This window comes from Terrabacter sp. 2RAF25 (genome assembly GCF_052115265.1).
In the GTDB taxonomy this organism is placed as follows: Bacteria; Actinomycetota; Actinomycetes; order Actinomycetales; family Dermatophilaceae; genus Terrabacter.
The window spans coordinates 664,359-676,761 of sequence record NZ_JBFRGJ010000002.1 but is presented as its reverse complement, the minus strand read 5'-3'; the positions used below and the strand labels follow the sequence as shown (position 1 = coordinate 676,761).

Here is a 12,403-nt window from a genome sequence, read left to right as displayed (position 1 = left end):
GTCAGTGGGTCTCCACGGAGATGTCGGTGCTGGTCGGGTTCTCGGGGTCGGTGGGGCTGCCGAGCAGGTCCGCGACCCGGACGGCCACCCCCGCCCGTCGGTAGGGGTTGCTCAGCGGGCGCAGGTCGAGCTCGCGGCCGCCCACGGTGACGCGGCGCACGCCGTGCCCCTCAGGACCGAGCACGTAGCGGACCGTCAGGTCACGACCGGCGAGCGGCAACCGAGCGGTGAGCTCGCGACCGACCGCGTCCTCGCTCGACGGGCCCGCCGGCAGCACCGGGTCGATCTCGACCTCCTCGCCGCGCTGCCGGACGCCGAGCAGCACCTCGGTGACGAGGCGCAGCACCAGCCCCGGTCCCGAGGAGTAGATGCGCCAGCCACCCTCGAGGGGCACGTCGCCGGCCATCAGCGCGTCATATCGCTCGGACGCGTCGTAACGGCCCGTGAAGGCGCCGTCGGACGACGAGTAGTAGCACGTCGTCTGGCGCGGACGGGCCTGTGGCACCAGCGAGTCGAGTCCGACCGGGCTCGACCTGGCGAGGGCCGCCAACAGCGCGTCGCCGTCGCCGACGCGAGCCAGCGCCTCGGCGTAGCGCAGGTGCGCGTGCATGTACATGAGGCCGATCTCGCGGCCCCAGAAGGTGCTCGCCTCGGCGCGCTGGAACACCGTCATCGGGCCGCCGACATAGCTGACCGGACGGTCGAAGAGGCGCGCGCCGTCGGGGCCGAGCAGGTGCTCCTCGATGAGGTCGAGGTGGTGGCGGGCCTGCTCGGGCGTGAGCAGGTCGGCACCGATCGCATGGATCCACGGCAGCACGCCGTAGCGCAGGCCGGTGCGCTCGTCAGTGGGGTGGACGAGCGGCTCGATGCGACCGTCGTCGTGGTGCAGCAGGTAGCCGGGCAGCACCGGGTCGGCGGCGAGCTGGTCGAGCAGCGCGTCGTGGGTGCGCTCGGCGAGCTCGTCGGCGTCGGCCGCGAGGACGTCGGTGGCATCGGGCGTGCCGACGGCGTCGAGGCCCTCGGCGAGCGTGCGCAGCGCCTGGGTCTGCAGCACGGCCGTCCACGTCGACACGAGGTTGGCGGCCAGGTGTGGGTCGGCGGGCTGGAGCGAGTCGTTCCAGTCGCCGTGCCCGTATGCCGGCAGCGGGCTCCCCGGGACCGTGCACTCCGCGATGCGGGCGACCGCGCGCCGCAGGTGCTCGGCAACCGGCGCGGCCGTCTCGAGGCCGTCGTCGCCGACGAAGGCGACCCGCTCGTCGAGCAGGGTGGCGTCACCGGTGGTGCGGAGGTAGTCGCCGGCCGCGAGGACCGGCCAGAAGACGACGTCGCCGTGCGAGTCCTGCTGGCCCGCCTCGGGCAGCGGCGGGAGGAACTCGAAGGCCTGCGGCCAGTCACCGCGGGCGTTCTGGGCGCGGAAGACCCGGAGCAGCACGTCGCGCACCGACTCCTGCCGTCCCAGGGCCGTGAGCAGCCCGACTGGTCCCTGGCAGACATCACGGGTGCCCCACGCGCCCCCCGAGAACTGCTCCAGGCCACGCGGCGAGAGGTAGTGGACGAAGGCGTTGTGGGTGAACCACGGAAGCGCGGCCGAGAGGTGGGCGGCCTGCGCGGCAGCGCCGGCGTCGTCGCCGAGGCCGGTTCCGCCGAGGCCGGTTCCGTCGAGGGAGATGGCGTGACCGGCACGGTGCCAGAACGCGGCGCCGAGGTGCTCGCCTGCGGGCGCGACCTCACCCTCGGGCGCCTCACCGGCGCGGGGTGCCGACGCGAGAACGACCTCCACCTGCGCAGCGGGGTCGAAGAGGACGGTGACCCAGCCCGGACCCCGAGCCTCGCCGTCCGACTGGAGGCGGGCATCACCGATCTCGGCGGCACCCGGGCCGGTCCACGACAGCCGCCAGGGCCGCGGGTCGTCCGCCCTCGTCACCTCGATGTGGTCATCGGCCACGTCGACGGCTGGTGGCTCCGACAGGTCGTCTGCGACCTGCATCGCGAGCAGCATCCGCTTGGGGGCCGCGCCCTCCTGGCCGACCGACAGGCTGAGCGCGTGCTGGTGGGCGGGGGCGCTCGACGTCACGGTGATCAAGGCGCCAGACTCGCCGGCATACCACCACGTGCAGTGGTCGAGTCCGGTGAACCAGGCGCTGGGGGTCTCGAGCAGCGACCACACGCCCCCGGCGTCCTCGACGAAGAGTCGTACGCCGTGGGCGCGCTGGAGCCCGAGGTAGGTGCGTCGGCCGGTGGCGACGGCCTTGCGGCCGACATGACCGCGGGTGACCTGCGAGTGGAACGTGCCGGCCATCCAGACCGTGGAGGCGAGAGAGCGCGAGTCGGGCGTGAACGCGTCACCCGTACGCAGCAGGTGCCCGTGCGGCCGAAGCACGGCCAGCTCCTTGGCCGGCGTGACGAGCTGGCCGCCTCGCACGGTCCAGGCGAGCTGGGTGCCGTCGTCGGCGGTCTCGACCAACGTGCGATCGGCGAGCAGGTCTGCGGCGTCGAGCTGCTCGCGGCTGAGGGGTCGGGACGCAAAGGCCGGGCTGGACGACCACAGCGTGGCGGGGACACCTGACTCCCGGCCGTGGGCGCCGTCGCCCGCCGGCGCCCACGGGGTCGGGGTGGCCGCGACCGCGACGTCGGCCCACCGGGCGTCGTCGTCGGAGGTGGCCTCGGGGTGGTCCTCGAGGGCGATGCCCCAGAAGCCCGTGCTGTGCGAGTCGGCCGGTGCGATCGTGACCGGGGCGTCCTGCAGCGCGATGAGCGAGTGCTCGTGCTGCAGGCGGCTGCCGGGCAGGTCGGCGGCGTCGAGTCCCGAGCAGACGACGCCGCGCTCGGTGCGCGCGACGATCTGGAGGGCATCGGTCGACCAGCCGGAGCCGGTTCCGGTGGTCCCGACCATGAGCCAGGGCACGCGCTCCCCGGGCATGTTCTGACGCACCGCCACGGCCGTGCCGTGGCCTGAAGTGGCGACCGGGGTGATGTCGAGGTACTGGCTCACGTAGTACTCGTTGATGCGCACGTTGTCCAGCGGGGCGAGCGCGGGGTCGTGGGTGAGCACGACGTCGGCCGTGACCGGCTCACCCGTGGTGTTCGTCAGCTCGACGTCCCAGTGCCAGGTGGGCTCCGGTGACACGTCGCCACCGAGCCGCAGCACCAGCTGGTAGCGCACGCCCTCGTGACCACCCGTGACGACGACCGCGTCGTCCGTACGCGTCACGGTCGAGCCGCTGCCCGGGCCGAGCAGGGTCCGGCGGGCGATGCCGTCCGGTCGGTGCACCCGCAGGTGCACGTTGGCGAGACCCGCCTCCGCGACGGTCGCCGGGTGCAGCAGCAGGCTGAGTCCGAAGGCCTCGAGCCGGCGCAGGGCACCGTTGTCGAGGACCTCCGCGAAGAGGCCGGAGGGCGCCTTCAGGGAGTGCACCTCGGGGGCGGTCAGGACAGCGTTGTCGTCGAGCACCATTCATTCCTACCAGCGGCCCTCTTTTCTGCACAGGTCGAATCCCCTTGAAAACAAATGAAAGTCAGGCCACGCACGACGAACCCCATGAAAGTAGTTACATGTCCTCAGAGCGTTGACAGCAGTCATCCGAGCGCCCCTAACCTGACGGAAATCCCGCCCTGATGAACGCCCGATGAAGGACTGACGGAGGTCTGCAATGACGCTGACTCGAACGAAACCCACGTTGATCGTGACCGGCCTGACCGCTGCCGCCCTTGCCCTGACCGGGTGTGCGGGCAGCGCGAAGCAGAAGGAGAGCGCGAGCGGCGCCGCCGCCGGCGGAGGCGGCATGATCGAGCAGCTGACCTTCCCGTCGGATGCGGACGCCACCGTCGGTGGACTCGTCAACTACAACCCCAACTCGCCGAAGCCGCTCACCTCGAACTGGCTCTACGAGCCGCTCATCGTGCGCAACAACCTCACCTGCGAGGAGACGCCCTGGCTCGCGACGAAGGCGACGTGGGAGGGCGCCACGAAGCTCACCCTCGACATCCGCCAGGGCGTGAAGTGGAGCGACGGGAAGCCGTTCACGGCCCAGGACGTCGCCTTCACCTTCAACCTGCTCAAGAAGTACCCGGCCATCGACAAGGCCGGCGTCTGGAACGACACCTTCGGTGCACCCGCGAAGTCCGTTACGGCGCAAGGCAACCAGGTCGTCTTCGAGTTCTCCGGCAACGCGGCGCCGAAGTACGACGCCATCATCGCGACGAAGATCCTTCCCGAGCACTACTACTCCACGGTGGGCGACCCGTCGAAGTACGTCGACAAGACGCCCGTCTTCACCGGCCCGTTCAAGGTCGGCAGCTACAACGGCCGCCGCCTCGTCCTCGAGCGCCGTCCGGACTACTGGCAGGCCGACAAGATTAAGGTCAAGAAGCTCGTCCTCGAGGGCACCTACGAGGCCTCCCAGGCGGCACTCAAGCTGCGCTCCGGCCAGCTCGACGCGTACTGGGGCGAGATCCCCAACCCGCAGAAGACGTTCGTCGACGCCGACCCGAAGAACAACCACTTCTACTTCGCCCCGAACGGGACGACCGTGCTGACCGGCAACGTCCAGAAGGCGCCCTTCAACGACCCCAAGTTCCGCGAGGCGATCAGCTACGCGATGGACAAGCAGGGGATGTCGACGAAGGCGACCTACGGCATCATGAAGCCGTCGAGCCAGACCGGCCTCAAGCTGCCGTCGATGGACAACCTCCTGCCGGAGAAGTACGCCGGCAAGGACACCGTCCTCCCGTTCGACCTCGCGAAGGCCAACCAGCTGCTCGACGCGGCCGGCTACAAGAAGGGTGCGGACGGCAAGCGCACCAACCCCGACGGCTCGCCGCTCGCGGTGAACTTCTCCGTGCAGGCCGGCTTCATCGACTACCAGGCGATCGCCGACGTCGTCGCCAAGGGGATGAACGACGCCGGGGTCAACACCAAGGTGACCGCCTCGGCGCCCGACTCGGTCGACGGCCAGAAGAAGACCGGCGACTTCCAGCTCATGCTGGAGTACCTGCACGGCGGCTGCGAGCTCGCCAAGAACATCGGCGCCAAGCTCTCGAGCAAGCAGATTCCGACGGCGACCGACATCTTCCCCAACGTCGAGCGCTACAGCGACCCGGCCACCGACGAGGCGGTGAAGAACCTCTCCGAGTCGACTGCCAAGGCCGACCAGAAGAAGTACCTCGGCGAGCTCGTCGAGACGATGATGACGCAGTACCCCGTCACCTCGCTGATCTACGCCCCGGCCCGCATCCTCTACCGCACCGACAAGGCGGTCGGCTGGCCGAGCGAGCAGGACGCGTACGCCAACCCGGTCGACGACCGCCTCCTCGTCATGACGCGCCTGACCGCGCCGAAGTGATGCGACCCCCGTACGCCCGTCGTCGGGGCGGGCTCCACGTGAGCCCGCCCCGGCGGGGGCGGGTGCGAGGACGAAGGTGAGGTTGTCATGAAGTACTTCGCACGGAAGCTCGGCTTCTTCCTCGCGACCCTGTGGGCCGTGGTGACGCTGAACTTCCTCATCCCCCGTCTCCAGCCGGGCGACCCGGCAGAGATCATGGTCAAGAAGCTCGCCGGCAAGGACGCGGCGCTCGACCCCGCGCAGGTGCGCGCGATGCGCGCGATGCTCGGTTCGCCCGACGGCTCGATGCTCCAGCAGTACTGGACCTACCTCGGCGAGCTCGTCCGCGGCAACTTCGGGCTGTCCTACGGCTACTACCCGTTCCCGGTCAGCGAGGTCATCGGCAAGGCGTTCTGGTGGACCCTGGTGCTCGTCACCGTCACGCAGGTCCTGTCGTTCGTCGTCGGCATCGTGCTCGGGGCGTATGCCGCGTGGCGGCGCAACTCGCGCTTCGACTCGTTCGTGACCCTGGGCTCCACGTTCCTCGGCACGCTCCAGCCGTTCTGGATCGCTCTGCTGCTGCTCTACGTCTTCGGCTACAGCCTCGGCTGGTTCCCGACGTCGGGCGGCTACGAGGAGTCGACCCCGGGCTTCAACTTCCCCTTCATCCAGGAGGCGGTGTCTCACTCGTTCCTGCCGGCGCTCGCGCTGCTCATCGTCACGCCGATCGGCTGGATCCTCGGCATGCGCAACACGATGATCATGAACCTCGGCGAGGACTACATCCGCCTCGCGAAGGCCAAGGGTCTGCCCGACCGGGTCGTGGCCCTGAAGTACGCCGCCCGCAACGCGATGCTCCCGAGCGTCACGGGCTTCGCGCTCGCTCTCGGTGGTGTGCTCGGGGGCGCCATCCTCGTCGAGCAGGCCTTCGACTACCCCGGCCTCGGCCGGCTCATGGGTGAGGCGGTCGGCAACAAGGACTACCCGCTGCTGCAGACGCTGATGCTGCTCACCACCGTCGGGGTGCTCATCGCCAACCTCGTCGCCGACCTGCTCTACGGAGTGCTCGACCCGCGCGCCAGGAGGGCGGAGTCATGACCGCCACACCCACGAACAGCGCCATGGCGCAAGGGGACCCGGCTCAGGCGCTCAGCGTCGAGCAGGTGCCCGACGTCGAGAAGCCCGACCGCTGGTGGCAGGTCGTCTGGAGCAGCAGGAAGGCCCGCGTCGGCATCGTCATCGTCGCGGCGTACGTGCTCGTCGCGGTCTTCGCCCCGCTCATCGCTCCTCACGACCCGCTCGACTCGACGTTCACCCCGCTGGCCGGCGCCAGCGGCGAGAACTGGCTCGGCACGACGACGGACGGCCGCGACATCGCCTCGCAGCTCATCTACGGCTCGCGGATCTCCTTGCTGGTCGGCCTCTTCGGCGGTCTGCTGGCGACCCTGATCGCGCTCGTCATCGGGATGATCTCGGGCTACGCCGAGGGCACGATCGTCGACGACATCCTGTCGTTCATCACGAACGTCGCCCTCGTCATCCCGACGCTGCCGCTCATCATCACGCTCGTCGCCTACTCGGAGGTGCGCGGAGTCTGGCTCATCGTCGGCGTCATCGCCATCACCTCGTGGGCCGGTGGCGCGAGGGCCAAGCGCGCGCAGATCATCACGCTGCGCAACCGTGACTTCGTCACCGCCGCGAAGTTCTCCGGCGAGGGAACGCTGCGCATCGTCTTCCGCGAGATCATGCCGAACATGAGCTCCCTCGTGGCGGCGGCCTTCGTCGGCTCGGCCACGGGGGCGATCGGCGCCGAGGCGGGCCTCGCGGTGCTCGGTCTCGGCGACTCGCAGAGCGTCTCGTGGGGCACGATGCTCTACCAGGCGAACGCGCAGGGCGCGATCACGCAGGGACTGTGGCTGTGGGTCTTCGTGCCCGGCCTCGTCCTCGCCATCCTCATGACCGGCATGGCCTTCATCAACTTCGGTGTCGACCTGCTGAGCAACCCGCACCTCAGGGAGGACGCATGAGCCTGCTCGACGTGAAGGACCTCTCGGTCCGCTACGAACCCAAGTCGCACCGTCCGCTCGACGCCGTCCAGGACGTCAGCTTCTCGATCGAGCCGGGTGAGTTCGTCGGCCTGATCGGCGAGTCCGGCTCGGGCAAGACGACACTCGGCACTGCGCTGCTGCGGCTGCTCCAGCGGCCCGGCCGCATCAGCGGTGGCAGCATCACCTTCAACGGCACCGACATCACGGACCTGTCGGAGGACGAGCTGCGCGACCTGCGCTGGCGCGACATCTCGACCGTCTTCCAGAGCAGCATGAACGCCCTCAACCCGGTGACGCGGGTGGAGGCGCAGTTCCGCGACGTCATCGAGCAGCACTCGAAGCTCAGGGGCCAGAAGGTCACCGAGCGCATCAAACAGCTCTTCGACATGGTCATCATCGACCACAAGTTCATCTCCGCGTTCCCGCACGAGCTGTCGGGCGGCATGCGCCAGCGTGTCAACCTCGCGCTGGCCCTGGCGCTCGAGCCGAAGTTCGTCCTGCTCGACGAGCCGACCACCGGGCTCGACGTCGTCGTGCAGCACTCGATCCTCGAGAACGTGCGCCGCCTCCAGGCCGAGCAGGGCTTCGCCGTGCTCTTCATCAGCCACGACATCGGCACCGTGCTCGACCTGTCCGACCGCATCCTCGTCATGTATGCCGGCCGGATCGTCGAGGAGCAGCCCGCCGCTGCGCTCCTCACGCAGCCCCTCCACCCGTACACGAAGGGGCTGCTCGGCTCGTACGGCGACCCGCGCGCAGAGACCGTGCGGATCACCTACGTGCCCGGTCGACCTCCGGACCTCAGCCTGCCGATCGTGGGCTGCAGCTTCGCGCCGCGCTGCCCCGAACGGGTGGACCGGTGCGCCGAGGTCGACCCGCCGATCGTGCCACTCGGTGCCGGCCGGGCCGCCTGCCTCGTCGCCGAGGCCCAGCAGCTCGAGGGCGGTGCGGGTGAGCACGGTGAGCCCAAGCGCACGTTCGACGGGCCGCAGTTCGTCAAGACGGCAGAGGAGTCGACCCAGGCCCTGCGCGGCGACGTGGTGCTGACGGTCGAGAACGTGTCGAAGGTCTTCACCCGCCGGCGCGGGCTGGCAGTCCAGCGCACCGAGGCCGTCACGGACGCGAGCTTCGTGCTGCGCAAGGGCGAGGTCACGGCGCTCGTCGGCCAGAGCGGCAGCGGCAAGTCGACGCTGGCCCGGATGATCACTGGGGTCGACAGCCCCACCAGGGGCCGCATCATGTTCCACGGGCCGAAGGGAGACCAGGAGGTCTCGGGCTTCCGGGGCCGGTCGCTGCGCGACTACCGCAGCGACGTCCAGATGGTGTTCCAGGACCCCTACAGCTCGATCAACCCGGCCAAGCGCGTCGGCTACATCCTGGCCCGGCCGCTCGCGAACTACCACGGCCTGCGCGGTGACGCCCTGCGCCGGCGCGTCAACGAGCTGCTCGAGACGGTCGCGCTCACCCCGAGCGACCGGTTCGTCAACCGCTACGGCTACGAGCTTTCGGGCGGCCAGCGTCAGCGGGTGGTCATCGCGAAGGCCCTCGCCGTCGAGCCCGAGATCATCGTCGCCGACGAGCCGATCTCGAGCCTCGACGTGTCGATCCGCGCCGAGATCCTCGAGCTGCTCAACGACCTCGTGCAGAGCAAGGACGTGGGCATCCTCTACATCACGCACGACCTGCTCAGCGCCCGCATGCTGGCCGACGAGGTCATCGTCCTCAACAACGGCAGGGTCGTCGAGCAGGGGCAGACGCTCAAGGTGATCCGGGACCCGAGCGATGCCTACACCCGCAAGCTCATCGATGCGATCCCCAACCCGTTCTGACCGACGGCTGAGACGTCGGGGGCGCAGGGCGCGTCCGGGTTGTGGAGCGTCGTGGCGGCGTGCACAGTTGACCCCGAGCGAGGGAGCCCGGGTGTCGACAGAGCACGATGACCGCCCGGTCACGATCTACACCGTGGCCGAGCGGGCCGGCGTGTCCATCGCCACCGTCTCGCGCGTGCTCAGCGGCTCGACACCCGCCTCGGCGAAGACGCGCCAGCGTGTGCTGCGTGCGGTCGAGGACCTCGAGTACGTGCCGCTGCGGGCCGGTCGGCCGGTCGACGTCCCGACCCACGAGACACACGGTCTCGTGCTGCCCGGGCTGGCCGGCCCGTACTACTCCGAGCTTCTCTCGGGCTTCGAGTCCACGGCCGCTCGCGAGGGGCAGTCGGTCGTCGTCGTCGTGTGCGACGCCTCCAAGGACGCCGAGGCGTCGGTGCGCAAGATCCTGGGGCGCATCGACGGCATCGTCATCGCCAACGACACGATCAGCGAGTCGCTGATCCGCCAGGTCGTGAAGACCACGCCAACCGTGCTCGTGGCCCGCGAGGCCGTCGAGGGCTGCGACTCCGTGCAGGTGGAGAACTTCATCAGCTCGGCCGAGCTGACCCGGCACCTGCTCGACCACGGGCGTACGCGGCTGGTCTTCGTCGGCGACCCCGGCGACTCCCACGACATCTCCGAGCGCTACCGCGGCTTCCAGCACGCCCTGACCCGCACGCGCGGCGTCGAGGGGATGCCGCCGATCCGGGTGAAGTACGAGGAGTCGTCGGGCAAGAGCGTCGTCGAGCAGCTGCTCGCAGGCGAGGCGTCGGGGGCCGCCTTCGACGGGCTCGTCTGTGCCAACGACGAGCTCGCCCTCGCGACGATGGTGATGCTCGCGCGTGAGGGCCGGCGCGTGCCCGACGACGTCGCGGTGGTCGGCTTCGACGACATCATGACCTCGCGCTACCTGCCTCCCGGCCTCACCACCGTCCAGCAGCCGATGCGCGAGCTCGGGCGGTGGGCCGCGATCCGGCTCCACGAGCGCATCGGCGGCCGCCGGTTCGACGTGCAGCCGCAGGTGCTGCCCACCCGGCTCGTCGTGCGCGGCTCGTGCGGCTGCGACTGGGACCCGACCTCCGTCGCCGGCGCCTGACCCCTCCTCCTTCTCCACGTCGAGTGCCCACTTCCCGACGGCATCCACCCAAGGAACCCCATGCATGACCACGACCTGCTCCGACGCTGGGCCGCCGACACGTGGCGCTCGTTCGAGGCGATGACCGACCCCGACACCGGCCTGCCGACCGACTCGATCGCCGCCTCGCTCGATCGCGGCACCCGCAGCGGCTACACCTCACCCACCAACATCGGCGGCCTGCTGTGGAGCACCGTCGCTGCCCGCGACCTGGGACTCGTCGACGCCGACGTATGCCATGAGCGCCTCTCCCGCAGTCTCGCCACCCTCGCGCGCTTGGAGGTCCACGACGAGAGTGGCATGTTCTTCAACTGGTACGACGACTGCACCGGTGCCCTCCTGCGCCGGATGCCCGACGGGGGGACGGTCAAGCCCTTCCTCTCCAGCGTCGACAACGGCTGGCTCGCGGCCGGCCTCATGGTTGCCGCCGCCGCCGAGCCCGCCCTGGCCGACGACGTCCGCACCGTGCTCGACCGGATGGACTTCGCCGTGTTCCACGATGCGGCGGCTGGTGGCCAGGGCCCGGGTGGACGCCTGAGCGGCGGCTTCTGGGACGCCGACCCCGGCGACGAGACGCGGCGGGTGTCGTTCGTCGAGGGCAACGCGCCGGTCTTCCACACCAGGCACCACTACGACCTGCTCGACTCGGAGCCGCGCATCGCCAGCTACGTCGGCATCGCGCACGGCCAGATCCCACCGGAGCACTACGCCTCGCTCGAGACGCCGGTCCGTCACTACCGCGGCCGCGACGTCGTGCCGACCTTCGGCGGGTCGATGTTCGAGGCCCTGATGCCGACGATCTTCGTGCCCGAGGCCGCGTGGGCGCCGGACACGTGGGGTGTCAACGAGGCCCGCACCGTCGCGCTCCAACGCGAGTACGCGATGGACGAGAAGGCATACGGCTACTGGGGATTCAGTCCGTCGGCGTGTCCCGGCGAGGGCTACTCCGTCTTCGGTGTGCCGCCCATCGCCTCGGAGGCAGAGGGCTACCCGAGCGAGCGCGACGGCGAGGTCGTCGTCACCCCGCACGCGTCGGCGATGGCCCTCATGGTCGAGCCCGACGAGGCGGCCGACAACCTGGCGCGCATCGAGTCCGAGCTGGGCGCATACGGCCCGGGCGGCTTCATCGACAGTGTCGACACACGCACGGGGCGGCACGCGGGTCGCCACCTCTCCCTCGACCAGTCGATGGTGCTCGGGGCGCTCGCCAACGTGCTCAGCGACGACTGCCTACGGCGCTGGTTCTGCACCCCGGAGGTCGAGGGCGTGCTGCGGCCCGTCGTCGCCGCCCGCCGTATGCCGCTGGGCTGACCCCGCCTCGGGGCGGTCGTACGCTTGAGGTGGCCCGCGGACGAGAGGTGGTGGCGACGTGTCGCAGTGGTTCGAAGGATGGTCCGAGCCCGACATCGTCACGCTGCGGTTCGGGCCCGTCTGGGTGCCGAGCGCGCTCACGGGCCGCACCGTCTTCGACGACGACGAGCGCGGCGCCTTCTGGGACGCCGTGACCGACGCGGCCCTGCGGAGCAGCGGTGCCGGTCGTGCCCTCTTCGAGACGGCAGCCTCGGAGCGGCGGTGGCTCTTCGACGAGTTCGCCCTCGATGGCCGACCGATCGTCTCAGGGCTGCTCGCGGTGACCCGCCTGCTCGAGCGGCTGTCGGTCGAGGCGCGCGACGACGTGCGGCTCGGCATCGGGCGGGTCGGCGCCTCGGTGGCGCGGGCCCGCGGGCCGTTCGGCCGGCGCATCACGACGGAGGACGAGCAGACCCTCATCCTCGTGGACGAGCTGCTGCGCACCTCGGCCGAGACCCTGGAGGACAACCCCCTCAACTCCGGCGCTGCCATCTGATCCCACCCGGTGACGGAGCGTTCTCTCGATCGGAGCGGAGAGCGCCTCTCCCTGATCGAAAGAACACTCCGTCACCGTTCCCCGGCGAACCGAGTGTTCTTCCGAGTGGGACAGCTGGCGGTGCTGCGCGGGCGAACCCGCTGCAATCGGGCATACGATCGCAAGGTGGGCCCGGTCGAGCAGAC

General features: G+C 70.1%; 8 protein-coding genes. 7 read left to right on the top strand and 1 reads right to left on the bottom strand.

Annotated elements, in window-relative coordinates; all coding sequences use genetic code 11:
- Position 1: 1 nt before the first annotated feature.
- Positions 2-3,451, bottom strand: a complete 3,450-nt coding sequence (locus tag AB4091_RS06380) for a GH36-type glycosyl hydrolase domain-containing protein (RefSeq protein ID WP_442290891.1) — start codon at positions 3,449-3,451, stop codon at positions 2-4.
- Between the two features lie 199 nt (positions 3,452-3,650).
- Here AB4091_RS06380 and AB4091_RS06375 point away from each other — a divergent pair, with 199 nt between their 5' ends.
- The 7 genes from AB4091_RS06375 (at position 3,651) to AB4091_RS06345 (ending at position 12,218) form a co-directional block, all read left to right on the top strand.
- Positions 3,651-5,342, top strand: a complete 1,692-nt coding sequence (locus AB4091_RS06375) for an ABC transporter substrate-binding protein (RefSeq protein WP_442290890.1) — start codon at positions 3,651-3,653, stop codon at positions 5,340-5,342.
- Positions 5,343-5,429: 87 nt separating this feature from the next.
- On the top strand, positions 5,430-6,419 hold the full coding sequence (locus tag AB4091_RS06370) for an ABC transporter permease (protein ID WP_442290889.1): 990 nt from the start codon (positions 5,430-5,432) through the stop codon (positions 6,417-6,419).
- Positions 6,416-7,348, top strand: coding sequence for an ABC transporter permease (locus AB4091_RS06365; RefSeq protein WP_442290888.1), 933 nt, complete (start codon positions 6,416-6,418; stop codon positions 7,346-7,348). The genes AB4091_RS06370 and AB4091_RS06365 overlap by 4 nt, the downstream gene beginning before the upstream one ends.
- The gene (locus AB4091_RS06360; protein WP_442290887.1) at positions 7,345-9,198 is read left to right on the top strand and encodes an ABC transporter ATP-binding protein; all 1,854 of its coding nucleotides are present in this window, start codon (positions 7,345-7,347) and stop codon (positions 9,196-9,198) included. The genes AB4091_RS06365 and AB4091_RS06360 overlap by 4 nt, the downstream gene beginning before the upstream one ends.
- A 91-nt stretch (positions 9,199-9,289) precedes the next feature.
- A complete protein-coding gene (locus AB4091_RS06355) occupies positions 9,290-10,333 on the top strand; it encodes a LacI family DNA-binding transcriptional regulator (RefSeq protein WP_442290886.1) in 1,044 nt (347 codons plus the stop codon).
- A 60-nt stretch (positions 10,334-10,393) separates the two neighbouring features.
- Positions 10,394-11,683, top strand: coding sequence for a glucoamylase family protein (locus AB4091_RS06350; protein ID WP_442290885.1), 1,290 nt, complete (start codon positions 10,394-10,396; stop codon positions 11,681-11,683).
- Positions 11,684-11,741: 58 nt separating this feature from the next.
- Entirely contained in the window at positions 11,742-12,218 is a 477-nt protein-coding gene (locus AB4091_RS06345) for a hypothetical protein (protein ID WP_442290884.1), read from the top strand.
- Positions 12,219-12,403 lie beyond the last annotated feature (185 nt).

Excerpts from the sequence above, each read along its gene's own strand:
- AB4091_RS06360 (WP_442290887.1), top strand. The coding sequence starts at position 7,345 with ATGAGCCTGCTCGACGTGAAGGACCTCTCGGTCCGCTACGAACCCAAG.
- AB4091_RS06375 (WP_442290890.1), top strand. The coding sequence starts at position 3,651 with ATGACGCTGACTCGAACGAAACCCACGTTGATCGTGACCGGCCTGACC.
- AB4091_RS06365 (WP_442290888.1), top strand. The coding sequence starts at position 6,416 with ATGACCGCCACACCCACGAACAGCGCCATGGCGCAAGGGGACCCGGCT.
- AB4091_RS06350 (WP_442290885.1), top strand. The coding sequence starts at position 10,394 with ATGCATGACCACGACCTGCTCCGACGCTGGGCCGCCGACACGTGGCGC.
- AB4091_RS06370 (WP_442290889.1), top strand. The coding sequence starts at position 5,430 with ATGAAGTACTTCGCACGGAAGCTCGGCTTCTTCCTCGCGACCCTGTGG.